Source organism: Rhizobium sp. AN6A, from assembly GCF_900215635.1.
Taxonomy (GTDB): Bacteria; Pseudomonadota; Alphaproteobacteria; order Rhizobiales; family Rhizobiaceae; genus Agrobacterium; species Agrobacterium tumefaciens.
Genome location: NZ_OCNC01000001.1, coordinates 265,287 through 290,133, shown reverse-complemented (window position 1 = coordinate 290,133; position 24,847 = coordinate 265,287). Strand labels below are relative to the sequence as shown.

The following is a 24,847-nucleotide window of genomic DNA, read 5'->3' as shown; positions in this document are numbered from 1 at the left end:
AGGCAGCCGAAGGCGTCTATGTGATCAATGGGCTCAACCGTGACAATCAGGATGCGAGCTTTCAGCATCTGATGGAAGCGCTGAAAGCGAAAGGTGCTGAATCACCGTCTGTGGCTGCTGCTGTCTATTCAGCCTTCATGCTTTTGAACGATGCCTCCAAGCGCGCAAATTCGACCGATCCCTCGAAAGTTCGGAACGCTCTGCAATCGACGAAGGATTTTCCGCATTTCTACGGGGCACTGGCCGCCTTTAGCCCCGAGCGCGAGGCGCAGCTTCCGACGCCTGTGATCGAAGTTAAGAAAAGGAAAATTCGTCTTCGTGACCGACATCGCGAACTGATTGCATCGCCGCAGGACGCTTCAACCCTCTCTCAACGCCCCTCGGGAGCAAGCCATGTATTATATCGAGCTGGCCACCCAGGGCCTGGTCTATGGCAGCATGTACGCGCTCATGGCCCTCGGCCTCACCCTGATTTACGGGCTGATGCGGATTCTACATATCGCGCATGCCGCTGTTTTCACCCTCGGCGCTTATGTCAGTCGTCATCACCAACCTTACCGGATCGCTTTGGTTCGGCGTTCCGACAGCGATCCTGGTGTGCTCTTTGACGGGCATGCTGATCTACAAGGTGATTTACGCACCGTTGCTCTCGCGCCCTCCGCTCGTACCACTGGTCGCCTCGGTGGGACTGCTGATCCTGTGCGAGGATGCTTTCAGGATCGTGTTCGGAAATCTCGGACTTTCGTTCAACGACAACCCCTATCTGTATATGACAGTCGGCATTGGCAATCTCACGATCGGCATCCTGCAACTGGTGATGCTCGTGAGTGCGGCGGTGATCCTCATCGGCTTCGGACTGTTCGTTGGCCTGACCCGAACCGGCGTTGCATGGCGCGCGACGCTTGCAAATCCTCAGATGGCGGCGACGTTCGGCATCGACATTCCCCGGGTTCATTATCTCAACTTCGCCATCGGTTCGGCTTTCGCCGGTATCGCAGGGGCGCTGATCGCTCTTCTCAACAATTATGTCGAGCCCGATATGGGCATGGTCGTCAGCTACAAGGCGCTCGCCATCATCGTTCTCGGAGGACTTGGCAGCATGCCGGGAGCTCTGGTCGGCGGTCTGCTGCTGGGCGTCGCTGAATCGTTCGGAACGGTTTTCCTAACGCATGTCCTTGATCGGGACGCCATTGCTGCCATTTGCCTCATCGCCGCATTGATGCTTCGCCCCGAAGGTCTTGTCCGGAGGGCAGCGGCATGAGCGGTTATCTCGTCAGTTTGGTTCCTCTGATCGGGATCAATGTCATCCTTGCGATGGGACTGAATGTCATCGCGGGATTCTGCGGTCAGATCAGCCTCGGTCAAGCGGCCTTCTACGGTATCGGGGCCTATTCAACGGCGCTTCTGGCACTTGCCGGCTGGCCCCTCTGGGCGGTTCTTCCCGTGGTGACGCTGTTTGTTGGTATTTGCGGCGTGGTGATCGGGCTGGTGTCGTTGCGCGTCAGACACGACTTCCTCGCCGTGACGACGATTGCTGTCAATTTTCTCTTTCTCGGGATCGTGCGCAAGAACGCGTTCCTGGGGGGAGAGGTGGGCCTCGCGGGCATTCCGGCCCACGGTCTCGGCCAATACGGTTTCGTGGCTTTGATCGTCGCACTCGTTCTCGCGACGGTTGCGCTTTGCATCTACATCAAATCGAGTTGGCTGGGATTCGCCTTCATCTCGATTGCCGAGGACGAACACGCGGCGCGCGCGCATCGCCATACCGGTTTCCCGCTTTCAAGCTGGCCGCGTTCTTTATCGCCAGCGCGCTCTCGGGATTGGCCGGTGGTTTGTATTGCTACTACGCACGATTCATTACGCCTGATGCCTTCAGTTTTCTTGTGTCGGTCTCGATCCTCGCCATGGTCGTCATCGGCGGCATCGGGTCGGTCTGGGGCGTCCTTGCCGGTGCGGTGCTGCTGACGCTTTTTCCTGAAGCTTTCCGTTTCGCCGGAGATTACAGGCAACTGATTTTCGGCGTCATGCTGGTGCTCGTCATGCGGTTCAGCCCGGCTGGACTTGCTGGTCTTGTCACGGCAAGCCTGGCAAAAGCCGGTCGGTCCCTGCACAGGAGGGCCGCAGCATGACGGCGATACTGGAAGCCAAGGGCGTCAGCATTTCGTTCGGCGGAATAAAGGCCGTGCAGGCCGTCGGGCTAGCGGTCGAAAAGGGTGAGCTCCTTGGACTGATCGGACCGAACGGCGCAGGCAAGACAACATTCCTGCGGTTGCTGACCGGCATCGTGCAGCCGATGTCCGGCACGATTGTACTGAACGGCAAGGATGTGACGCGCGCGCAGGTCGACAGGCGCGCACGCGCGGGCCTCGCAATGACGCACCAAATCGTCAGACCGTTTCGGTCGATGACGACCGTCGAGAACGTCATGCTGGCTGCCGGCCACAGGATGACTCGATCGCCCGTCAGCAGCCTGCTTCACCGCGACCGGGCGTCGTCGTCCCAGCGGGCCATGCACCTCCTTGGCAGCGTCGGTCTTGCGGATGTCGCTCACAAAGCCGCAGGTCTCTTGCCTTTGGGGCAGTTGAAGCGTCTCGAAGTGGCCCGTGCACTGGCTCTCGATCCGGATATCCTCCTGCTCGACGAGCCTCTGGCAGGGCTCAATCAAAGCGAGGCCACGACGCTTGGAGATTTGATCATCGGCCTGAACCGTGACGGCCTGACAATCGTGCTCGTGGAGCATCGGCTTGCCGAGGTGATGCGGATCGTCGGGCGGCTGGCCGTCCTCGATCAGGGACGCCTCATGGCGGTTGGCGAGCCCGCCGACGTGATGGCACGGCCAGACGTTCGCTCCGCCTATCTCGGAGGGCACTGACAATGTTGACGATCGACAATCTCACATGTGGTTACGGCGCGGTCATCGCTGCTGCCGAGGTCAGCTTTACCGTCGGCAAGGGAGAAATTCTCGCCATTCTCGGTTCCAATGGAGCGGGGAAACATCGACCATCATGGCCGCCATGGGCCATGTGCGGGTGAGCGCCGGCACGATCAGGCTTGATGACGAGGACATAACCGGAAGGCCCGCCGCAACACCGTCCCTTTCTCGGCATGTCCGTCGTTCCGGAAGGCCGCCGGCTCTTCAATGACCTCAGCGTCGAGGACAATTTGACCGTCGGCGGATATTCGCAGAGTCGCGCGCAGGCGCGCAAGCTCCGTGAGCGGGTTTACAGTCTCTTTCCACGTCTTGCGGAAAGACGGAGCCAGACAGCAGGCCTGATGTCCGGGGGCGAGCAACAGATGCTGGCCATCGGGCGCGCCCTGATGACATCGCCGAAAGTGCTCTTGGTCGACGAATTGTCGCTCGGCCTGATGCCTAAGATGATCGACCTTTGCCTGGAGACCATTTCCCGTTTGAAGTCCGAAGGGCTGGCGATCGTTCTGGTCGAGCAAAACACGGATCGCGCACTTGATATCGCCGACCAGGTCGTTGTCCTCTCCTCAGGGCGAGTCGTCGGTGCTGGTACGCCGGCGGAGATTCGCGGACGGAAAATTTCTTTGGAACCTATCTCGGGCTCGACACCGCCGAAGCAAGCGGCAGTTCAGTCCCCAGGGCGTAGTAGGAGACCCCCATGGACGATGAAAAAAAACGGAAACGACCAAGCGGGATGGCGGGAGTCAGGACCGTGCGACGGTCAGGTCCGTCGAGCGTGCATTCGATCTTCTCGGATGCTTCAGCGCTGAACAGAAGACCATTACGCTTACGGAAGCCGCGCGTGCCGTCGATCTTCCGCTAAGCACCGTTTCGCGGTTGCTCGGAACACTCGAAGCCTCCCGGTTTATACGTCGGCTTGCCGATGGCCGCTACATGCCAGGCGGACGGTTGCTGCGGATCGGTGTCGTCGCACTGCATGGGGTGGAGCTTTACGATGTCGCCGAGGAATATCTGGAGCGTCTGGCCAGTGTGACTGGGGAATCGGCCAATCTGGCAATTCCCACCAATGACGGGCAGGTTCTGTATCTTCGCCAGGTGGCAAGCCGCCACTCCGTGCGTCACGACAACTGGATCGGCCGATCTGTCCCGCTTGATGGAACGGCGATAGGCGATGCGATTGCCGGCAGGGTGAACGCGGACGGTTTTTCCCTCCGGACCACGACGCTCGAACCGGACGTAACCGCTGTGGCTGTACCCGTTTATGGCGCGGACGCCCAGATCATTGCCGCCCTAAGTGTCACCAGCCCCAGCTACCGCGTCGATGAGACCTTCATTGCGCGCACAGGCGATCGGCTGGTCGCGGAAGCACAGGACCTGTCGTCCCATCTCGGGGCACCCGCATGGGCCGGGAAAAACCCGCCTGAAACCCGCCAAAGAGGTTTGAAATGAAACGGAAGCTGACGCGGCAAGACGTTGAGCCTGCAATGATTGGGGGTCTCCTGCTTTCCGCAGGCGGCAGCGGTGTGGCCCGCTCGCTGGAGCGGCATGACCTTGCGGCGGAAGTCGCGCTTGGCTATGGCGACATCTCCCTGGTCTCCGTCGATGCGCTGGATCCAGATGGCTACGTCCTTATCTCCACTTCGGTCGGTGCTCCTGGATTTGCCAAGCCGGAACTTGTTTTGCGCGATCATGTCGATGCCGCCCGGTCTCTCATCGAAAGGCTCGGGAAAAAGCCGGACGGGGTCATTTGCGGCCATGTCCCGGGCTTCAATGGCTGGCTCGTCGCAGCCGCTCTCGATATTCCATATATCGATGCAGCAGCCAACGGACGCGGTCACCCGACTGTCCAGATGGGTGGCATGGGATTGGCATCCAAGTCGGATGCGTTTCTGTATCAGGTCGCCCAGGCCGGCTACACGGAAACCGGCTCGAAAATCTCGGTGATCGCGCAAGGCAATTTGGTCAAGACCTCGCAAGTGATGCGCCACGCCGCCATCATCAGCGGCGGGCTGGTCGCCTCTGCCCGAGGGCCATACGAAACCTCATTCGTGGCTGCGAATGCTGCCCTGGGCGCAATCAGTTTCCAGGTCGACCTTGGCAAAGCTATGCTGGAAGCAGCGCCTGGCAGCGCTCGGATCCGCGCCGCCGCCGATTTCATGAAGGGCGACGTTCTGGTTACCGGTACCGTGCTCGAGAACAGCGTGGTTTACCGCAATGGCTTCGACGTCGGGCGGCTGGTGATATCGGATGGCGCACGCGAAATTGTTCTTGGGATCTACAATGAATTCATGACCGCGGATCGCGATGGCCAGCGGGTCGCGACGTTTCCCGACATGATCGGATCGCTCGACCCGGTTACGGGTGATCCGATCGCCATTGCCCAGCTTCCGGAAGGTGCTGAGGTTTCCATCGTCGTCGCCAATCGCTCAGGTTTCCCGTTGGGCAAGGGCGCCCTCGATCCAAGCGTTTTTGCGGAGGTCGAGGAAGCCCTCGGTGTCGATCTGTTTTCCTACCTTGAAACGAATAGTGAAGTCTCCGAATAATGATCACGCTTTACGATAGCAAGCTTTCCGGCAACGCCTGGAAGGTTCGCCTGCTCCTACGTCACCTGGGTCTCCCGTTCAAACGGGTGACGATGAATCTCGCGGAGGGCACGCATAAGAGTGCCGATTTTGAGAAGCTCAGTCGTTTTCAACGCGTCCCCGTCGTCGGGCTGCCGGACGGAACGCATCTGAGCGAATCCGGCGCGATCCTGCTGCATTTCTCAGAAGGAACGGATCTCCTTCCGCAGGACCCGAAGGGGCGCGCCGCCGTCACCGCATGGCTGTTCTACGAGCAGGCCGATCTAGGCCGTTTTCTGGCGTATCCACGGTTCTATGCGATGACCGGCCAGACGGATGCGCAAGCCGAGGTGATCTCGCACTATCACGGCATCGTCGCAGCGGCCCTGGCGCCGGTCGAAAGGGCACTCGGCGAACATCAATGGCTTCATGATCATGGTCTGAGTGCTGCGGATTTTGCTCTCTACCCTTACATCCGTCTGTCGCCCGAAGGTGGGTTTGACCTGTCGACCTGGCCGAATGTCCAAGCGTGGATTGCTCGCTTCGAGGCGCTGCCTGCTTACGAAGCGCTGGTCGCCGGAGGCCAACAATGACTGTCCGTGATCCAACTTCCAATTCGGCTGTCAATGCGGATCGGCTCTGGCAGGACCTGATGACCCTTGCCGATATAACGGAGCCGGGTCGCCCCTATACGCGCCGTTCGTTCAGCTCCTGCTTTCTGGAGGGACGGTCTTGGATCGAAAATCGCTTCCGCGAAGCTGGGATGAGCGTGTCTTACGACACCGCCGCGAATCTGATCGGCCGTCTGGAGGGGAGCGAGCCGGATCTTCCGCCGATCGCGATTGGCTCGCATTCGGATACAGTGCCATCCGGAGGTCGATTTGACGGCATTCTCGGCGTGCTCGCTGGACTGGAGGTCATCCGCACCCTGCGCGAACGTAATATCCATACGCGTCACCCGATCGAAATAATCGACTTTCTGGCCGAGGAGCCGAGTGAATACGGCCTCTCGTGCGTCGGCAGCAGGGCGCTGTCGGGACACCTGCCGGAGCATTTCCTTCCGTTTGAGAATTCGCAGGGTGAGACGCTGGGGCAGGCAATAGCTCGGATCGGCGGACAGCCTGACAAATTGTTCCTGGCTCGACGCTCGGATCTCGCAGCCTTTCTCGAACTTCACATCGAACAGGGACGCGTTCTCGAAAGCAGTGGCACCGACCTGGGCATCGTTTCCAGTATTGTCGGTATCGTTCGTCTGGAGATCGAGTTTCTCGGGGCCGCGGATCATGCCGGAGCAACGCCGTTCGACCTGAGGCGCGACGCGCTGGTGGCAGCGGCATCGACCATCAGTTCGGTTCGCTCATCCGGTGAGCAGTTCGCAGCAGCGGGGAGGGGCTATTTCATAGCAACGACAGGAGCAATCCAAGTAGAGCCTAACGCAGCCAATGTCGTACCACGGCTCGCTCGCCTGATTGTCGAGGCCCGGGCTGAGGACGCAGCGCAACTTTCCGAATTTGTCGCGACGATCGACAAAGCGAGCCTGCATGCGGCGACCACAGCAAAGGTCGAACGAGCGGTGTTTCGTCAATTGTCGGATTCGTTGCCGGCCCACTGTGACCAGCGCCTGCGCGATCATATGCGTATGGCCGCATCTGATCTGGGATTGTCGACGCTGTCGATGGCAAGCGGGGCAGGGCACGATTCTTCCTTCGTCGCGCAGGTGGCGCCTATAGCAATGGTCTTCGTTCCCAGCCGGGAAGGTCGCAGCCACTGCCCCGAGGAGTGGACCCCGGCCCAGCAATGCGCCAACGGTGCGGCAATCCTTCTGGAAACACTGCTGCGCGTCGACGCCGACCAAGCTTTCAATCAATCGCGTCAGCAGCAGACACAATGCAAGGAACTCCAATGAAAAGTGAACGCAGCTTTCAAGCGATGCGCGGTCCAGACCTGCGGTGCAAGGGCTGGCGGCAGGAAACCATCCTGCGCCTGTTGGAGAACAATCTGGAGAACGCCGAGAACCCGGCCGACCTCGTGATCTACATGTCCTGGGCAAAAGCCGCGCGCGACTGGGAGAGCTTCGACCAAGCGGTTGCGGCGCTGAAACGTCTGGAGGAGGACCAGACACTGATCATGCAATCGGGTCGCCCTGTCGGCCTGTTCCCCTCGCAAGGAACGACACCGCTCGTCTTGATGGCCAACGGAAACGTGGTGGGCGGCTGGGCAGGAGACGACGACTTCCGCGCCCTTGAGCGCAAGGGTTTGACGATCATGCCAGGCATGACCGCTGCAGCATGGCAGTATATCGGCAGCCAGGGCATCCTTCAGGGGACCTATGAAACATTCATGACCGCTGCCCGCCTTCATTTCGACGGTTCGCTCAAAGGCCGGCTGATCGTCACGGGAGGATGCGGAGGGATGAGCGGCGCGCAGCCGCTCGCGGGGCAACTCGCAGGCGCGGCCACGCTCGTCGTCGAGGTCGATGCGAGGCGCATTCAACGTCGCGTCGACACCGGATATTGCCAGCGACTGACCTACAGCCTCGACGAGGCACTCGCATGGTGTGACGAGGCGCGCAGTGCCGGCGAGGGCCTGTCCGTGGGCCTCGTGGGAAACATTGCCGACGTCCTGTCGGAATTGGTCACGAGGGAGATCACGCCGGATATCGTCACCGACCAGACCATCGCTGATCCCGTCGCCGGCTATGTGCCATCCGGCATGAGCACCAATCAGGCCGCGGACCTACGCCAATCCAATCCCGACTCCCTGAAGCAGCAGTCCAGCGCGACCCTTGCCATGCACGTCAAAGCGATGCTGAGGCTGAAGGAGCGCGGATCTCTGGTCTTCGAATACGGCAACAATCTGCGAAAATATGCGAAACAGGGCGGACTGGAAGAGGCATTCGGCTTTGGGTCCTTCATCGAACTTTTCATCCGCCCGCTGTTTTGCGAGGGGATTGGGCCATTTCGCTGGATCGCCGCATCCGGCGAGCCGGGGGACATCCACGCGATCGACGATCTGATCCTGCAGATGTTCCCGTCAGACCATCGCATATCGAGCTGGATCCGCACCGCCCGCGATCACGTCCAGTTCACCGGGCTACCGGCTCGCATAGGCTGGCTTGGTCTTGGGGAACGCAAACAGCTGGCACTCGCCGTCAATGATCTGGTCGCAAAGGGTGCTTTGAAGGGTCCGATTGCGTTTACGCGTGACCATCTTGATTCAGGCTCAGCAACCTTGCCGCATCGCGAGACGGAAAACATGGCCGATGGCTCGGACGCCATATCGGACTGGCCGATCTTGAACGCATTGCTCAATTGCGCATCTGGCGCCGATCTCGTGGCCCTGCACGGAATGGGCAACTGGGCACAGTCGGCGGGCGTGACCACTATCGCAACAGGCACGCAGGACGCCGCCAGCCGCCTGGCACGGGTGATGGACAATGATACCGGCATGGGCGTGCTTCGTCACGCAAGCGCCGGATACGAAACAGCACGCACGAAGGCTCGGCAGGCAGGCATCGGCATCGCCGAACAGTTGCAAGGGAGCGTTCGGTGACCACTCCCACGTCGAACAGTCAACTGACGGCGACCCATTGGGGAACCTATTTGGTTGAGACCGAGAACGGTTGTCTGAAGGCTGTAGAGCCCTGGGCTGGGGATCCAGACCCGTCGCCGATCGGGCAATCCTTTGTTGGCGCGGTAGATGGACCGCTTCGGGTTAGCAAACCTTCATTTCGCCGGGAATGGCTGGAGCGAAAGGGATCACGTGCGGCAGGCCGCCGCGGCGCGGACCCGTTCGTGGAACTCGAATGGGATGAAGCGCTCGATCTGGTGGCGGGCGAGCTGCAGCGTGTGTGCGACGAGCACGGCAACGGCGCCATCTACGGGGGTTCTTACGGCTGGGCGAGTGCTGGGCGCTTTCATCACGCACAGGGCCAGCTACATCGGTTCCTGAATACGATCGGGGGCTATACCGGTTCCGTCAATTCCTACTCGTATGCTGCCGGCGAAGTTTTGCTCCCGCATATCATCGGCAGCATGAACGGCCTCACAGGCAGTCATTCGACCTGGGACGGCATCGCCAACGAGGGACGGTTGGTCGTTTGCTTCGGCGGCATCCCAAAGCGTAACGCACAGGTTCAGGCCGGCGGACTTGGCCGGCACGAAGTGCTGTCAGCCATGAAAAACGCCCGGGCGAGCGGCGTCCGGTTTGTCAATATCTCACCGGTTCGTGACGACGGTCCAGAGGGTGTCGAGTCTGAGTGGGTGCCACTCAGGCCGAATACCGACACCGCGATGATGTTAGCGATCGCCCATACTCTTCTCATGGAAGAACTGCACGACGTCGATTTTCTGCAGCGTTACTGTGTCGGGTTTGAAAAGTTACGTGCCTACATCCTCGGCGAGACCGACGGCGCGGCAAAAACTCCGGGATGGGCCGCGGCGGTCTGCGGGGTCGAACCGGACTTCATCCGGGCACTGGCGCGCGATATGGCCGCGGTGCGGACGATGATCATGGTCAACTGGGCCATACAGCGCGCAGATCACGGCGAACAGCCTTATTGGATGACCGTCGCGCTCGCCGCGATGCTGGGCCAGATCGGGCTACCGGGCGGAGGCTTCGGCTTCGGCTATTCCTCCACGAACGGCGCCGGACGTGCGGAGCTTGGCTTCAAATGGCCGTCGCTCCCGCAGGGCAACAACCCGATCGGTCAGGTGATCCCGGTCGCCCGGCTGGCGGATATGCTGGAGAGCCCGGGAAAGGCGTTCGCGTTCGACGGCAGGACGCTGACCTATCCCGACATCCGGCTCGTCTACTGGGTCGGTGGCAATCCATTCCACCACCACCAGGACCTGAACCGGCTCGCGGAAGCATGGCAGCGGCCTGAAACGGTCATTGTCCACGAACCCTATTGGACCGCAACTGCGCGCCATGCCGATATCGTCCTTCCGGTAACCACGACGCTCGAGCGGGAAGACCTGGCATTTGCCAACCGGGAGAACCTCGCGCTCGCGATGAAGCAGATCATCAAGCCGGTCGGTCAGGCTCGCGACGACTTCTCGATCTTCAGGTCTCTCGCCATGCGTTTTCAGCGCGAGCAAGATTTCACCGGTGGACGAGACGCAGCCGGGTGGATACGCACGCTCTATAACGAGGCGAAACAACGAGCCGCTGTCGGCGACGTGACGCTACCGGATTTCGACTCCTTCTGGGCCCTTGGACACTTCGAGGCCGAGCGCAAGATCAGCACAAGCACGCTTTTCTTAGATTTCCGAAACGATCCTCAAAAGTATCCGCTCCAGACGCCATCCGGGTTGATCGAACTGTTTTCGGAGACGATCGACGCTTTCGGCTATGACGATTGCCCAGGTCACCCGGTGTGGCGAGAGCCGCAAGAGTGGTTGGGAAGCCCATCGGCCAAGCTGTTCCCTTTGCACCTCCTGTCGCCGCAGCCCGCGGACAAGCTTCACAGCCAACTGGATCAGGGCTCTGTCAGCCTTGCCGCGAAGGTCTCCGGCCGCGCGCGCCTTCTGCTCCATAGGCAAGATGCAGATGCAAGAGGAATAAAAGAGGGAGACGTGGTGCGGGTCTTCAACAACCGGGGCGCGTGCCTCGCAGGGGCCGTCCTGACCGAGGCGGTTTTGCCCGGCGTAGTCCAGATCCCGACCGGCGCCTGGTATGACCCTTCGGATCCGAAAACATCCGGATCACTCGAGAAACACGGCAACCCTAACGTCCTCACGCCTGACCGCGGCACATCGCGGTTGGCGCAGGGGTCCAGTTGCAACTCCACGCTTGTCGACGTGTCGCTCTACCAGGACGAACCGCCAGACGTAACGATCCGCCGGCCGCCACCGACCGTCCCCCGCAATGCAAGTTCGACGACTGAGGATACCCAATGACTGACTTTGATATGGTTGTAACCGGACGGATCGTGCTGTCGGACCGGGTTATCGACAACGGTTATGTCGCCATTCGCGCCGGCGTCACCGAACGGGTGGGTGCCGGTCCGGCGCCCTCCGCCGTCGAGCGGCATGATTTCGGCAGTGCCTATGTGCTGCCGGGCGCAATCGATGCGCAGGTCCATTCTCGCTCGCAGAAGGACCAGGAAGACTTTATCTGGTCTACCCGTTCCGCGGCGGCCGGCGGCGTGACCACCATCGTCGACATGCCGTACGACGCGGCGTTCCTGGTTTGCAATGGTGATCGGGTCCGCCAGAAGGCAGCCGAGGCCGGAGCGCAAGCGCGTGTCGATTTCGCGCTTTACGGAACGATCGCCCCGGAGGATGGTCCGAAGGAAATCGCGGGCATGGTCAAGGCAGGCGTATCCGCATTCAAGTTCTCGACCTTCAATACCGATTCCAAGCGGTTCCCCCGTATTGCGCCGCAAACGCTCTATGCCTGCTTTTCCGAGATTGCCAAGCATGGCCTGGCTGCCGGCGTTCACAACGAGAATGATGAAATGGTGCGCGCCGCGATCGCCGGGGTGGATGCGTCTGGCATTCGTGACTATCGCGCCCACGGCATGTCGCGACCGCCTGTCACCGAAACGCTGGCAATGGCCGAAGTCTATGAGCTGGGCGCACAGAGCGGTTGCTCCGCTCATGTCGTCCATTGCTCGGTCGGCCGCGGCTACGATCTCTGCAGTGCCTACCGCCAACAGGGGTATGATGCAACGGTTGAGGCCTGCATTCACTACCTCATTCTGGACGAGGAGAACGACGTCAAAAGGCTGGGCGGAAAGGCAAAAATCAATCCACCGATACGTCCCCGGGAACAGGTGGACAAGCTGTGGAAACATCTTGCCGCCGGCAACGTGACCGTCGTCTCGACCGACCACGTCAGTTGGTCGGAGGATCGCAAGACTGACCCTGACATGCTGAAGAACGCGTCCGGTGTTCCAGGGCTCGAAGCCCTTTACCCGCTCCTGCTGAAAGGTCTTACCGAGCGCGATCTCCCTGTTACATGGGCTGCGCGCCTGCTGGCATCCAACCCTGCGCGGCTGTTTCGGATCGGGCACCAAAAAGGTTCGATTTCGCCGGGTCACGATGCAGACTTGGTCGTCATTGCGCATGACCCTCACCTCTACGATCCGGCCGCCAGCGGCCACAACTTCGTTTCCTGGAGCCCCTATGAGGGCATCGAGCTTCCCTATCGGCCGATCGCGACGTTCCTTCGTGGAAAGGTCGTGTTCGACGGCAAGACGGTAAGCTCTGAACCCGGAAGCGGCCGTTTCGTCAAACCCGTGAATTCGTAGTGTCGATTCGATCGCGAAGTCTGCCTCGCCACTCGATGCGGCGGTGACGTCAATAAAAACACAAAACTCCACTTCCAGAAGGGAAACTCGATGAAAATGCTAAGGACGTCTCTTGTTATTTCAAGTCTGATGCTCGTGGCTTCGGCCGGCACCAGCTCCGCGGCCTCCTATTGCGAGGCTGGCAAAACGGTCAAGTTCGCCGGTCTTGACTGGGAAAGCGGCTCCTTCATTACAGAGGTTATGAAGACGGTTCTGGCCAAAGGTTATGACTGCGCTGTGGAATCTATCCCTGGCACGTCGGTGGTCCTCGAACATGCCACAGTGACCAACGACATCCAGATCTTCGCCGAGCAATGGGTCGGGCGAAGCGATGTCTGGAACGAAGCCATCGCGAAAGGTACGGTCATCAATGCTGGGCAGCCGTTTGTTGGCGCCTCCGAGGGCTGGTTCGTTCCTGACTATGTGATCCACGGCGATAAAGCCCGCGGCATCAATGCTGTGGCTCCGGACCTGAAGAGCGTGTCACAGCTTGCAGACCCGAAAATGATGGCAATCTTTGCTGATCCCGAAGAACCCTCCAAGGGTCGCTTCCTGAATTGCCCTTCCGGATGGTCTTGCGAGGCGATCAGCAGCGCCAAGCTTGAAGCCTACAATCTGACCAAGGACTATACCAATTTCCGTCCCGGCACGGGCACGGCTTTGGACGCGGCGATTGCTTCGGCTTACGCACAGGGCGAACCCCTGCTTTTCTACTACTGGTCACCGACCGCTGTCATGGGCAAGTACAAGCTCGTGCAGCTCGAAGAACCATCCTACAGCGACGCATGCTGGAAGGAACTCAGCAGCGTGACCGGCAACCGCGACCAGGCCTGTGCCTTTCCGAGCGTCGCCGTCACCTATGGCGTGAACGCCGAGTTTGCCAAAGCCGCTCCGGAGATCGTCGCCGTTCTTGAAAAAGCGACCATACCGCTATCGGAAGTCAATGCAACGCTCGCCTATATGACAGACAAGCAATTGGATGGCGCGGCGGCGGCGGCTTATTTCCTCAAGAACAAAACAGACGTCTGGGGCTCGTGGGTTTCTTCGCAGGCAAAGGCGAAAATTACAGCAAGCCTGAAATAACCAGTCCGACGAAATCGTCACCCTGCACAACGTACTGTCGCAGTGCAGGGTGACAACCGGCGAAAGAAAGCCTCATGTTCCCAGAGAGTTTACATATATCTATCGCGGCTCCCGTGAACGCATTCGTTCAAGGTCTCGTCGTCAACTATGGAGGGGTCTTCAAGGCAATCTCCAACGCAATTCTGCAAGGCGTTCTATTCTTCGAATGGATCCTGCGCGGGCTGCCCTGGTGGGTCATCCTCGCCGTGTTCATGGGCTTGGCTTGGCAGAGTTCGCATCGAATCGGCCTTACCCTGATGGTGGGGCTTCTGTTGATGCTTGGAGGCATGCTCGGCCTCTGGGATTTGACGATGCAGACATTGGCGCTGATGCTGATGGCAACCGTGGTTTCGATCGTGATCGGCATCCCGGTCGGCATTTCGGTCGCCAAATCCAGGTTGATGCGGTCTGTGGTCCTGCCGGTGCTCGACGTCATGCAGACGATGCCGAGCTTCGTCTATCTCATTCCTGCTCTCATGCTTTTCGGCCTCGGCAAGGTGCCCGCCATTCTGGCAACCATCGTATATGCGGTTCCGCCGCTCATCCGCCTGACCGACCTCGGTATCCGCCAGGTGGACAAGGAAGTTGTCGAGGCGGCGACTGCATTCGGCGGAAGCCGGAGCCAAATCCTGTTTGGTGTCGAACTTCCGCTCGCGGTCCCGACGATCATGGCTGGTCTCAACCAGACGATCATGATGGCGCTTTCAATGGTCGTTGTTGCTTCGATGATCGGAGCACGCGGGCTGGGTGAACAGGTGCTCAATGGGATTCAAGCGCTGAACGTGGGCAAAGGGCTCGAGGCGGGGATCGGGATTGTCATCCTTGCAATCGTGCTCGACAGGATCACACAGGGCTTCGGCCGCTCCAAACGGGAGGAGGCCGAACATGGCTGACATCGAAATTCGCAACGTTTCGAAAATTTTCGGTAAGGACGTGAAAACGGCGCTGAAAATGATCCGCGATGGTTCGGACAAGACGGAGGTATTGGCAAAGTGTGGATGCTCCGTCGGCCTCAACGAAGTCAGCATGTCAATCGCGGCCGGCAAGATCTTTGTTATCATGGGGTTGTCCGGGTCGGGGAAATCGACGCTGGTTCGCCACATTAACCGACTGATCGAACCGACCACTGGGGAAATACTTTTCGACGGCAAAAATATCCTGGATCTGAAACCTGGGCAGCTACGCGATTTCCGCATGCATCGTGTCAGCATGGTCTTCCAGAGTTTTGGGCTTTTGCCGCATCGTACTGTGCTGCAGAACGTCATTTACGGACAGCGCATACGGGGAACTCCCGAGGACGCTGCACGTGAAATAGGCAGGAAGTGGATCGATGTGGTTGGTCTGTCTGGATACGAGGACAGATACCCGTATTCGCTTTCGGGCGGAATGAAGCAGCGCGTTGGTCTGGCTCGTGCTCTTGCGGCCGATACTGAGGTTATACTCATGGACGAGGCATTCAGCGCTCTCGATCCGCTGATCCGCTCGGACATGCAGGACCAATTGCTGGACTTGCAGAAGAACCTGTCCAAGACGGTCGTGTTCATCACGCACGATCTGGACGAAGCCCTTAAGATCGGCTCGGAAATCGCAATTCTGAAGGACGGTCAGGTTGTTCAGGTCGGCACCCCGAGCGCCATCCTCGCCAACCCCGCCAACGATTACGTTGCTCGTTTCGTCAAAGGAAAACAGGTTCCAGCATGACTGACCCCGTCGTCATAGATCACCCACTCTCCTGGCGCCAGATTGCAGCGGTTGCCTCGGGTGCCGACATCGCGCTTTCGCAGAACGCTCGCGACAGGATATGCTATGCCCGCGGACTTGTCGAAGCGATCGTGGAAAAAGGCATTCGCGGCTACGGGATCAACACCGGGGTCGGCGCTCTTTGTGACGTGATCATCGATCGCGCAGACCAGCAGACCCTATCGCGCAACATCATCATGAGCCACGCCTGCGGTGTTGGCGAACCATTGGGGAGGGTCGAGACACGCGCCGTCATGGCGACGATGGTCAATAATTTCGCTCTCGGCAAGTCCGGCGTACGCATCGAACTCGTCGAACTGCTCTGCACCATGCTGATACAGGATTGCATTCCGGTTGTTCGATCGAAAGGTTCTGTCGGATATCTGACCCATGCGGCGGCAGTCGCTCTGGTGATAATTGGTGGGGGGTTGGTGCTCTACCGCGGCAAGAAGCTGAACGGTGCAGCCGCTTTGGCCGAGATCGGCTGGCAACCGCTTGTCCTTGAGGCGAAGGAAGGCTTGAGCCTCATTAACGGCACCGCTTGTTCGACCGGAATTGCGTGTGTGGCGCTGGATCGGGCAAACCGGCTGGCTGGCTGGGCCGATGCGGCAGCATCGATGACCTACGAAAACCTGGGCAACCAGGCCGGCACATTTGAAATGGAAACGCTTTCCATGCGCCAGTCGTGGGGATTGCAGGAGGTTGGAGCGAGGCTGCGATTTTACCTGAACGGCAGCCCTATACTGGCTGAAATGGCGGGTCGGCGCACGCAAGATCCGTTAAGCCTCAGAGCCATACCGCAAATCCACGGCGCGGTGGTGGATCAGCTTGAGGATATCGGCCGCGTGATCAACCGAGAGCTGTCGAGTATTACCGACAATCCGGCGGTCACCGGCACACCGGACGCGCCTTTGGTACACTCGCAGGCTCACGCGGTTGGCGCTGCCGTGGCGTTGTCCATGGACGGACTTTCGACCGCCGCGGCAATGCTCGGAGCGATTTCCGAGCGAAGGATCGACCGGTTGATCAACCCACTGGTGAGCGGTTTGCCGGCATTTCTGACGGGCGACAATGGGAAATGCACGGGCTTTCAGGTTGTTCAACTGACCGCCGCCGCCCTGGCAGGGGACAATCGGCGCCTTTCGGCACCGGCAAGCCTCGACGGCGGCGTCACAGCCGCCCTGCAGGAAGATATTTTGACCCACTCCACGCCAGCCGCTTTGAAAAGCTTGACGATCCTGGAGAACTTGGAAACAATTTTGGGAATCGAGCTTTTAGCCGCAACGCAGGCATATGATTTGCAGGGCAACGGGAAGCAACCGGCTATCGAAACATCCAAGTTGAGACAAATGATCAGGGCCGAGATCCCATTTTATGCAGATGACCGTCCTATTGGTGATGATATCGAGGCGATGAAAGATCTCATGCAACGGGACTTGGAGCCTTTCTGAGTCGGTAGGTGCCAATATCAATAATCGGCAAAATAGCAGCCACAGCGAGAATTCGTCGCCGACGGCAGTCACCCCCATAGGCTTGCGAGAGGTAATTGCCGTTGGGCATTGACGAGAATGGCGTGCGCGGATGCTGTATCTGGATATTTCTGCCTGCCGGGGTAACCGTGCCCGGCGCAACTGCGGCTCCGGAGATAGGCGCAGTTGCGGCTGCTCCCTCCCCAGCGCATCGGCAAAAGGAGTATGAGAAAGGAAATTTCTTCCCCATACTCCATCAGGCAAGGCGCAGATCCGCAGAAACCACCGACGCGCGCCTTCAGTTTCTGGTCAGGCCATATGCGGACAACCGGATGTGGCAGCCACTGACCCGGACGCGACATCACCGACGATCTTCTCGATCGCCTGGGATAGCAAGTCTCTGCGGGTTGATAGCGAGTAGATGTTCTCCTTACCTACCACGCCACCATTGGGATCGAAGACCAATTCCGACATGATGCGGTCTCCGACGATGCGGCCGAGCAGTGTCTTCGCATCATCCAGGGTTGGGACCGCCTCGCTGACTATCACATGAGTCTCCCTTAGCTCCTGCTTCATGGTCGCCTTGATGATGAGTTCATGGGCGCTTTCCTGGCTAAGCGTCCAGATAGCGCTGACAACGACATACATCTTGTCCCATTCGTCCTGGCCGATCATGGCTTTCCAGCTGTCCAACACGCGGGTCATCACAGCGACCTGATCCTTGGCGGCTTGCTCCTGGCAGAACGCGATGTGGTCGGTCAGCGCACGGGCATATGTGGCGAAGGTCTCCGCCGAGAGCGTTCCATTCCCGGTGATGGCCTGCATGTAAGTCAAAGATCCATCCAGAATACCGCGGCAGGCGGCAAGCATGAATCCGACGAGATGAAGGCGGTCCAGATTGTCCCGGACAAGTTGAACCTTGCCGCGATAGTCCTGCAGCGCGGATTGCCATTGCCTGTTGGCCGGATACTCGAAATAGGCGGATACGATCGAAAAGATGCCAAGCGGGATATGGCAGATTGCTTTCACCTGGTCGTAGACCGCGTCAACGTTCTGGTAGGTGTAAGAGGAATGGGCGTCCTTGACCAGCGTATAGCGCCCGCCGTCGAAGGTGGATTCCGCATAGAGGATGGGAAAAATGTTCCGCCCGATATTGTAGATATTGGGCCCATAGCAGGCCCGCATAGTCGAGTCGATGTCGAGAACATATTGCTCGGCCTGCTGGTCTCGATTGCCGGCATATTCAGCGTAGTGGTAGGGTGTGAATGGGTAGCCATCTGCAGGGTTCAATGTCATGGGTTTCTCCGTTGGGAACGTGGTTGCTTACGAAACGCGAGAAATGGCGTCGCATCTCGACTTGTTCGTCCCGCCCCGGCTCAGCCCGGAGGGATAGGACGCTGCCTTGGAACGCCGACATCCGGTCGCTCCGAGCCTCGTGAACAGGGCGCGCGGACAGACCCACCCCAAAAAACGCAATATCTCTCCGTGCGCGCATCCGAAGGACTGCGCGTTACGGCAAATTTATCTGGCCAACAAAGCTTTTAGGGCTGAAGCGTCTTCCGAAGACCGTACTTCAGTCAGGTCATCGCGAACTCGTTCTTCCGGCTGGCCCAGCCACAGACACGCTGTTCGATGACGGCGAAGACGGCGTAAAGCGTGATCCCGAGGATCGCGAGTGCGAATAGCCCCGCAAAGGCAAGTGGCACGTCGAAGCTTGAGGTCGCCATCATCATCACGGTCCCGATGCCCCGGTTGGCGGCGACTGTTTCCGAAAGGACCGTTCCGACGAAGGCAAGCGTGATGGCAACCTTCAGAGACGCGAAGAAGTAGGGCATCGCTCGGGGCAGCCCGACATTCCACAGCACCTGGAGGCGGCTTGCCCCGAGGGCTTTCAGGACGTCCTCCATTTCTGGCTCAGTGGTGGCAAGGCCGGTCGCCACGTTAACGACGATCGGGAAAATGCAGGTCGTCAGCGCGGTCAGAACGGCCGGAACCGTCCCTGACCCAAACCAGAGAACAAAGATCGGCACCACTGCCACCTTGGGGATCGATGAAAATCCGACCAGCAGCGGATAGGCAACGTTGTAGGCTGTTCGCGAAATACCGACGAAGGCACCGAGCGCCAGGCCGATGACGGTACCCAGCAGGAAACCGATCATCGTTGTGACGAGCGTCTGGACGATGTGGGGCCACAGGGCAGGCATCTGCACGAACAGCGTCGAAAAGATCGCGCTTGGTCGCGGTAGCACGATAGGACTAATCTCAAAGACAACACAGGCAATCTCCCAGATCGCAAACAGTGCGACGATGAAACCAGCCGCCTTCAGGTTTTCCTGTGATTTTCTGGAGATGCTCATGCGGTTATCTCCTTGCTCTGGCGCGCTGCAAAGATCATGCGCCGCAGATCATTCGTGAGGTCGGTGAATTCAGCTTCGAACGTCGTTTCGAGTGTGCGTGGCCGGGCGAATGTCACCTCTCGATCTTCGGTGACCCGACCCGGGCGCGCGCTCATGACCAGGATCCGGCTCGCAAGAAAGGCCGCCTCTCGCAGGTCATGGGTTACGAGGAAGACAGTGGGTTTGGTCTCGATCCAGAGATCCTGTAGCACGGACCAAAGTTCCTCACGGGTAAACTGGTCGAGTGCACCGAACGGTTCATCCAGCATCAACAGCTGAGGAGAGTGGATGAGCGCCCGACAAAGATTAGCACGCTGCAGCATGCCGCCAGACAGTTCCCAGGGTCGCCGGTCGCCAAAGCCGGTAAGGCCGACCTTGGCGAGAAGTGCGTCGGCCCGGTCGCGGAAAGTCGTGTGCTTGTCGCGCCGGAACGTATCGGCGTAAGGTTTAACGATCTTGAGTGGCAGCATGATATTCTGCCGGATCGTCAGCCAGGGCAGCATGGTCGGGTTCTGGAACGCCATGCCAATGCCAACCTTCTCGGCGCCCACCTCTCGTCCTGCCACGAAGACCACTCCTTCGGTCGGACGGAGCAGGCCGGCGACAAGCTTCAGTATCGTCGATTTGCCGCAGCCGGACGGACCGACCATCGCTACGAAGTCGCCAGGATGAACAACTAGATTGGTGCGATCCAGTGCGAGGAACGCATTGTCTCCCTTGCCGAACCGGACCTGCACGTTTTCAAGCTGTGCAATTCTTTTTGTCTGGTGTGTTGCAAGATCCGTGGCTGTCATGCTGATGTCCCTCCGTGCATAGAACGCTCGAAGGCCGCGACGGCAGCTTTGGCGATTTCGAGGTCCTGTTCGCCCGTGCCGGAGCCGACGCCGATACCGCCGACGATATGACCGTTGGCAATCAGTGGCAGGCCTCCAAGCAGGTTGGTCATCCGGCCAGACGTCGCTTCTGCAAGAAGAAGCGCTTTGTCGGCGGCAATGCCACCGGTGGGCTGCCCTGTTGTTGCAGCGGTCATCGCCTTGCGGGTGGCGCTCTCGATGGACAGGACGCGCGAGCCATCCATCCGGATGAACGACAAAAGATTGCAGCCCTCATCAACAATCGCGATGCATTGCGGGACCCCCATTGCCTGCGCAGCCTCGATAGCTGCATTGAGGACGAGCATGGCGCCACGATGCGTCAGTTTGAGTGTTGGGCGAACAATGGTCATGCAAAAACCTCCTTGAGATCGGTCACGAGCATGGCGCCCGGCGCATGGCTGATAAAAATCGGTATCTCCGCGTTTTTGAGCGCCTGCAGAGCAGTCAGACCGCAGGGCCAGAACACAGCAGACTCATCCTCGTCGGGAAGAACGACATCTCCCCAAGTGGCCTTATCGAGAGCCTCGATCCCAAGTTCGGCTGGATCACCAATGTGGAGAGGAGCTCCATGGCTGAGCGGTGTTCTTGCCGTCGTGGCAATCACGCGATCGACGTCCTCTTTGTGAAACGGACGCATCGAAACGATCAGCGGTCCGTGAAATCGTCCCGCGGAGGTGGCGGCGAGGCGCGTACGGTAAAGCCCGTCCTGACGACCAAGTTCGCGGTGACGCATACGGATGCCAGCTTTCGCGAGCGCACCCTCTGCGCCTAGCCAACATCCAACGGCAAAAACGACGAAATCGTCCTGCCACAGATCGACGACGTCTCCTGCCGATCTTTCAAGGCCTTGCTCATGTATGAGAAAGGACGGCAAATCCGTTCTGATATCGATGTCTCGGCCGAGAGCAGGCATGGAGTACGAGCCCGTCTCGCCTCTGCCGAGAATTGGGCACGCCACGGGGTTAGCGTGACAGAATGCCAGAAAGTCTTGGGCAAATGGGTCGGGCACGATGTAGACATTAGCCTGCACGTAACCCGGAGCGCGCCCAACGGTAAAACCAGCATAGCCAGAGCGGGCCGCCAAACGTACGTCTGATCCGGTCTCGACCGCGCTCCTGTTAGACATGACGGACATACCCTCCGTCGACCCTGATAACGGATCCCGTGATGTAGGATGCGACACCACTACACAGGAATGCGGCCGCCGCCCCAATTTCCTCTGGTTCGGCGTATCGACCCACTGGAATCTGTCCGAAGGATCGCTGGCGCACTGTCTCCACGGAGATGTTCTCCCGCTTGGCCGTGGCGTCGTCTGTCAAGGCCACGCGCTCGGTAGCGACCCGGCCCGGCATGAGAATATTGACCGTCACGCCATCTTTGGCGACTTCCGGGGCAAGCGATTTCGACCAGGCAATCAGCCCCGCCCGCAATGTATTGGATATGCCGAGCACAGGGATCGGCTGTATCGCGCCGGTACTAACAACGGTCACGACGCGTCCCCAACCTTTAGCGCGCATCGAAGAAACGAACAGATCTGTCAGCCTTATGACCGAAAGGGACATACTCCGGAAGCTTTCCTCCCAGTCACAAAGGTCGCGGCCAAGTGCGCTGCCATAAGGCGGGCCGCCGGTATTGTTGACGAGGATGTCGATATCGCCGACCTTTGCAGCAAATGCTCCGAGGGACGCCGTATCGGAAAGGTCGACCGTGATCGTATCGGCAGTGCCAATCTCTTTTGCCGCATGGGCAAGCGCCTTTTTGTCGCGAGCTGCAATCGTTAAGGCAACTCCCTCGGCGGCAAGCGCTTTGGCGATCGCAAGCCCCATCCCGCGATTGCCGCCCAGAACCAGCGCGCGTTTTCCTGCAATCTTCAGATCCATGATTTGATCTCCCTCGTCTTCCAGGCGGATGATGTTTCCTGCATCAGGAAATGGCCACGCCCCGGCTCTGCCCTGAGTTCGTTCTTCTCAATGATGATTTCGCCGCGGCTGATCACTGTCTCCGGCCAACCCTGCACCTCCAGCCCTTCGAACGGGGTGTAGTCGACATTGTGATGCAGCATGCTGTTGGTGATGGTTACGCGCCGCTCAGGGTTCCAAAGCGCAAGGTCAGCGTCGGCACCGACAGCAATTGTCCCTTTGCGTGGATGCAGGCCGTAGAGCTTGGCATTGTTCGTCGATGTGAGCGCCACAAAGCGTTGCAAGTCGATCCGACCTTTGACGACGCCTTCGCTGAACAGAATGGGCAGTCTCGTCTCCAGGCCGGGAATGCCGTTTGCTACTGCACGAAACGTAGGAGTAGGACCGGCCTTCAACTTTCCGTCCGAGTCGAAACGGTAGGGCGCATGATCGGAGTTGAATATATCGATGGTGCCATCTTCGATCCCCCGCCAGAGTGCAGCCTGTGCTTGGGTATCGCGCGGTGGCGGGCTGCACATCGCCTTGGCTCCCAGCATGTCGGGCATGTCGAGGTCGTCTTCTGTCAACAGAAGATATTGCGGGCAGGTCTCGGCGATCACCACGTGTCCGCGAGCGCGGGCGCGGCGGATTTCGTCCAGCGGATCGCCGCCCGAGACATGGACGATGACCAGCGGCACGCCCGCAATCTCTGCCAGTGTCATCGCGCGATGCGTCGCCTCGCGCTCCACAGGCATCGGCCTGGAATGCGCATGACCGAGCGGCTTGGTGCGGCCGTCCTGTTCAAGCCGTTCCGCCAGCCAACCAATAATCTCATGGTTTTCGGCGTGAATCAGCATCACGGCTTTTTCCCGGCGCGCGGTTTCGAAGACATCCAGGATCTGACGATCGCTCAAAACCATCGCATCGTAGGTCATGTAGACCTTGATGCTGGTATGGCCGCGGCGGATAAGCGCTGGAAGCTCCTGGCCAAGAACGGCGGGTGAGGGGTCACTGACGATCAGGTGGAACGCATAATCTATCACCGACTGGCCATCGGCCCGGCTGTGATAGTCCGCGGCGGCTGCGGTCAGGGACTCGCCACGGTGTTGCACGCAAAAGGGCACGATGGTTGTCGTGCCGCCAAAGGCGGCACTGATACTTCCGGATCGGAACCCGTCTGCCATTGTCGCGCCTTTGGATGCCAGTCCTGGCGCCTGAGGCTGGTCGAGATGGCAATGGGCATCGATGCCACCGGGCATGACCAGCAGCCCGCTGGCATCGATGACGGATTGGCCGCCGGAAATATGATCCGCAATCGTTACGATGCGGCCATCCCGGATGCCGAGATCGGCTTTCGTCACGTCGGACGCCGTAACGATCGTCCCGTCGCGGATCACCAGGTCATAGCTCATGCCGGCAGCTTCCGTATGTCGGCGGAGGGCAGGAGCGAGCCGTCGAACAGGTCTTCAGCCTTGGGCACGGAGGGCAGTCCGAAACCTTCAGCAACCGCGATCATCGATTTTGACAAGCGTGAGGCGTCAATGCCACCGAGACCATTCTTCATGGTTTCCTCGGTCGTGAACTGGTTTTTTACCAGCCAGCGCAGCTTTTCTTCCTCCAATGTCGCATTGATCAGAGGTGAGTGATCTTTAAGAGCGGCGATGGCGGCCTTCGGATCAGCCGCAGCGGCCTGATATCCGCGCGCGCTGGCGGCAACGAATGCCTTCGCAGCTTCAGGATTGGTGGTGCGGAACTTCTTCGACAGGACAATTGCGTTGCCATAGAGGTCAAGGCCTGCGTCGGCGTAGTAGAGGAACTTGATGTCGGCGGGCGCAATACCAGCCTTGACCAACCCGAAATACATGGTGGAATCGAATCCCAGGATAGCGTCCGCGCTGCCACCGGCAAGCACCGCCTCACGCAGCTGGAGGCCCACCATGTTCCACTTGATAGTGGAAGGATCAATTGACGTCGTCTTGGCGTAGGTCGAAAACAGCCGATAGGCTCCATCCGGAGCCGCAGCGCCGATTGTCTTGCCAATCAGGTCGGAAGGCTTGGTAATGCCGGTTTTCGAAAGCGTCGCGACGCAGAGCGGGCTTTTGAAATAGAGCATATAGACAGCCCTGATTTCTGCAGTCGGGTTCTTTGAGTTGAATTCGGCGACGTTGTTGATGTCGACGGTGCCCCCGTCATAAACACCCGATCCTGTCCGAGAAGCAGCCTCACCAGAGCCGCCACCTGCATCAAACTGGCATTCCAGACCGGCTTCTTTATACCAGCCATTCTTCTCAGCCAGAAGAAACGGAGAGTTTGAGCCGTCGAAAGGTGCAGAGAACGAGAATTTGACCGGCGTTGCCGCAAAGCTCCGCCCCGCCGTCAGTACAAAGGGCGCTGCGAGGCCGAGCTGGAGGATGGTTCGACGCGTGGAGTTAAAATTGTGCATGGCGTTCCCCTTTTTGATATTGCCTGTAAACGGTATTGCAAGGCGTGTGCCAGTCTGCGAACCTGAACGAAAACAATGCCGCACACACAATTGCGCACAATCCGGCGCAAGAAAGATCGT

At 59.3% G+C, this 24,847-nt stretch carries 23 protein-coding genes and 3 pseudogenes; 18 read left to right on the top strand and 8 right to left on the bottom strand.

Going from position 1 to position 24,847, the window contains the following annotated elements; all coding sequences use genetic code 11:
- Window positions 1-20: 20 nt before the first annotated feature.
- The 18 genes and pseudogenes from CRO62_RS27765 to CRO62_RS01260 form a co-directional block, all read left to right on the top strand.
- A pseudogene (locus tag CRO62_RS27765) lies at window positions 21-242 on the top strand (hypothetical protein); the annotation flags it as partial.
- A 151-nt stretch (window positions 243-393) separates the two neighbouring features.
- Window positions 394-1,261, top strand: a pseudogene (locus CRO62_RS01330) (branched-chain amino acid ABC transporter permease).
- Window positions 1,258-1,743 (top strand): annotated as a pseudogene (locus CRO62_RS27455) (branched-chain amino acid ABC transporter permease); the annotation flags it as partial. The pseudogenes CRO62_RS01330 and CRO62_RS27455, both read left to right, overlap by 4 nt.
- Complete coding sequence (locus CRO62_RS27345) at window positions 1,680-2,129, top strand: branched-chain amino acid ABC transporter permease (RefSeq protein WP_323455425.1); 450 nt, start codon at window positions 1,680-1,682, stop codon at window positions 2,127-2,129. The pseudogene CRO62_RS27455 and the gene CRO62_RS27345, both read left to right, overlap by 64 nt.
- Window positions 2,126-2,872 carry an ABC transporter ATP-binding protein gene (locus CRO62_RS01320; protein ID WP_097098625.1) on the top strand — a complete coding sequence of 249 codons (747 nt, stop codon included), beginning with the start codon at window positions 2,126-2,128 and terminating at the stop codon, window positions 2,870-2,872. The genes CRO62_RS27345 and CRO62_RS01320 overlap by 4 nt, the downstream gene beginning before the upstream one ends.
- Before the next feature lie 2 nt (window positions 2,873-2,874).
- Complete coding sequence (locus CRO62_RS27340) at window positions 2,875-3,033, top strand: hypothetical protein (protein WP_210201837.1); 159 nt, start codon at window positions 2,875-2,877, stop codon at window positions 3,031-3,033.
- 72 nt (window positions 3,034-3,105) lie between these two features.
- A complete protein-coding gene (locus CRO62_RS01315) occupies window positions 3,106-3,738 on the top strand; it encodes an ABC transporter ATP-binding protein (RefSeq protein WP_210201836.1) in 633 nt (210 codons plus the stop codon).
- Window positions 3,739-3,862: 124 nt separating this feature from the next.
- Window positions 3,863-4,378 carry an IclR family transcriptional regulator gene (locus tag CRO62_RS01310; protein ID WP_143539371.1) on the top strand — a complete coding sequence of 172 codons (516 nt, stop codon included), beginning with the start codon at window positions 3,863-3,865 and terminating at the stop codon, window positions 4,376-4,378.
- The gene (locus CRO62_RS01305) at window positions 4,375-5,472 is read left to right on the top strand and encodes a DUF917 family protein (RefSeq protein WP_097098618.1); all 1,098 of its coding nucleotides are present in this window, start codon (window positions 4,375-4,377) and stop codon (window positions 5,470-5,472) included. Before CRO62_RS01310 ends, CRO62_RS01305 begins: the two co-directional genes overlap by 4 nt.
- Entirely contained in the window at window positions 5,472-6,083 is a 612-nt protein-coding gene (locus CRO62_RS01300; RefSeq protein WP_097098856.1) for a glutathione S-transferase family protein, read from the top strand. Before CRO62_RS01305 ends, CRO62_RS01300 begins: the two co-directional genes overlap by 1 nt.
- Window positions 6,080-7,396, top strand: a complete 1,317-nt coding sequence (locus CRO62_RS01295) for a Zn-dependent hydrolase (protein WP_097098855.1) — start codon at window positions 6,080-6,082, stop codon at window positions 7,394-7,396. The genes CRO62_RS01300 and CRO62_RS01295 overlap by 4 nt, the downstream gene beginning before the upstream one ends.
- Window positions 7,393-9,042, top strand: a complete 1,650-nt coding sequence (locus CRO62_RS01290; protein WP_097098854.1) for a urocanate hydratase — start codon at window positions 7,393-7,395, stop codon at window positions 9,040-9,042. Before CRO62_RS01295 ends, CRO62_RS01290 begins: the two co-directional genes overlap by 4 nt.
- Window positions 9,039-11,390, top strand: a complete 2,352-nt coding sequence (locus CRO62_RS01285) for a molybdopterin guanine dinucleotide-containing S/N-oxide reductase (protein WP_097098853.1) — start codon at window positions 9,039-9,041, stop codon at window positions 11,388-11,390. Before CRO62_RS01290 ends, CRO62_RS01285 begins: the two co-directional genes overlap by 4 nt.
- Window positions 11,387-12,745: a dihydroorotase gene (locus CRO62_RS01280; RefSeq protein ID WP_097098852.1), complete on the top strand. Its 1,359-nt coding sequence runs from the start codon at window positions 11,387-11,389 to the stop codon at window positions 12,743-12,745. The genes CRO62_RS01285 and CRO62_RS01280 overlap by 4 nt, the downstream gene beginning before the upstream one ends.
- A gap of 90 nt (window positions 12,746-12,835) precedes the next feature.
- Entirely contained in the window at window positions 12,836-13,867 is a 1,032-nt protein-coding gene (locus tag CRO62_RS01275) for an ABC transporter substrate-binding protein (RefSeq protein ID WP_373694493.1), read from the top strand.
- A gap of 74 nt (window positions 13,868-13,941) precedes the next feature.
- On the top strand, window positions 13,942-14,799 hold the full coding sequence (locus tag CRO62_RS01270) for an ABC transporter permease (protein ID WP_097098851.1): 858 nt from the start codon (window positions 13,942-13,944) through the stop codon (window positions 14,797-14,799).
- Complete coding sequence (locus CRO62_RS01265) at window positions 14,792-15,607, top strand: quaternary amine ABC transporter ATP-binding protein (protein ID WP_097098850.1); 816 nt, start codon at window positions 14,792-14,794, stop codon at window positions 15,605-15,607. Before CRO62_RS01270 ends, CRO62_RS01265 begins: the two co-directional genes overlap by 8 nt.
- Window positions 15,604-17,097 (top strand): HAL/PAL/TAL family ammonia-lyase, encoded by a 1,494-nt coding sequence (locus tag CRO62_RS01260; RefSeq protein ID WP_097098849.1) that lies wholly within the window; start codon window positions 15,604-15,606, stop codon window positions 17,095-17,097. The genes CRO62_RS01265 and CRO62_RS01260 overlap by 4 nt, the downstream gene beginning before the upstream one ends.
- Window positions 17,098-17,424: 327 nt before the next feature.
- Here the strand turns inward: CRO62_RS01260 and CRO62_RS01255 are convergent, their stop codons facing one another.
- The 8 genes from CRO62_RS01255 to CRO62_RS01220 all read right to left on the bottom strand — a co-directional run bounded on the left by CRO62_RS01255 (window position 17,425) and on the right by CRO62_RS01220 (window position 24,727).
- Complete coding sequence (locus CRO62_RS01255) at window positions 17,425-18,411, bottom strand: hypothetical protein (protein ID WP_038497109.1); 987 nt, start codon at window positions 18,409-18,411, stop codon at window positions 17,425-17,427.
- A 281-nt stretch (window positions 18,412-18,692) separates the two neighbouring features.
- A complete protein-coding gene (locus tag CRO62_RS01250) occupies window positions 18,693-19,472 on the bottom strand; it encodes an ABC transporter permease (protein ID WP_038497106.1) in 780 nt (259 codons plus the stop codon).
- Window positions 19,469-20,305 carry an ABC transporter ATP-binding protein gene (locus tag CRO62_RS01245; protein ID WP_097098848.1) on the bottom strand — a complete coding sequence of 279 codons (837 nt, stop codon included), beginning with the start codon at window positions 20,303-20,305 and terminating at the stop codon, window positions 19,469-19,471. Before CRO62_RS01245 ends, CRO62_RS01250 begins: the two co-directional genes overlap by 4 nt.
- On the bottom strand, window positions 20,302-20,736 hold the full coding sequence (locus tag CRO62_RS01240; protein ID WP_038497103.1) for a GlcG/HbpS family heme-binding protein: 435 nt from the start codon (window positions 20,734-20,736) through the stop codon (window positions 20,302-20,304). The genes CRO62_RS01245 and CRO62_RS01240 overlap by 4 nt, the downstream gene beginning before the upstream one ends.
- Window positions 20,733-21,512 (bottom strand): D-glutamate cyclase family protein, encoded by a 780-nt coding sequence (locus tag CRO62_RS01235; RefSeq protein ID WP_097098847.1) that lies wholly within the window; start codon window positions 21,510-21,512, stop codon window positions 20,733-20,735. Before CRO62_RS01235 ends, CRO62_RS01240 begins: the two co-directional genes overlap by 4 nt.
- Complete coding sequence (locus CRO62_RS01230) at window positions 21,505-22,266, bottom strand: SDR family oxidoreductase (RefSeq protein WP_097098846.1); 762 nt, start codon at window positions 22,264-22,266, stop codon at window positions 21,505-21,507. The genes CRO62_RS01235 and CRO62_RS01230 overlap by 8 nt, the downstream gene beginning before the upstream one ends.
- Window positions 22,257-23,696, bottom strand: coding sequence for a dihydropyrimidinase (gene hydA / locus CRO62_RS01225; protein WP_097098845.1), 1,440 nt, complete (start codon window positions 23,694-23,696; stop codon window positions 22,257-22,259). The genes CRO62_RS01230 and hydA overlap by 10 nt, the downstream gene beginning before the upstream one ends.
- A complete protein-coding gene (locus CRO62_RS01220) occupies window positions 23,693-24,727 on the bottom strand; it encodes an ABC transporter substrate-binding protein (RefSeq protein WP_097098844.1) in 1,035 nt (344 codons plus the stop codon). The genes hydA and CRO62_RS01220 overlap by 4 nt, the downstream gene beginning before the upstream one ends.
- Window positions 24,728-24,847: the final 120 nt, after the last annotated feature.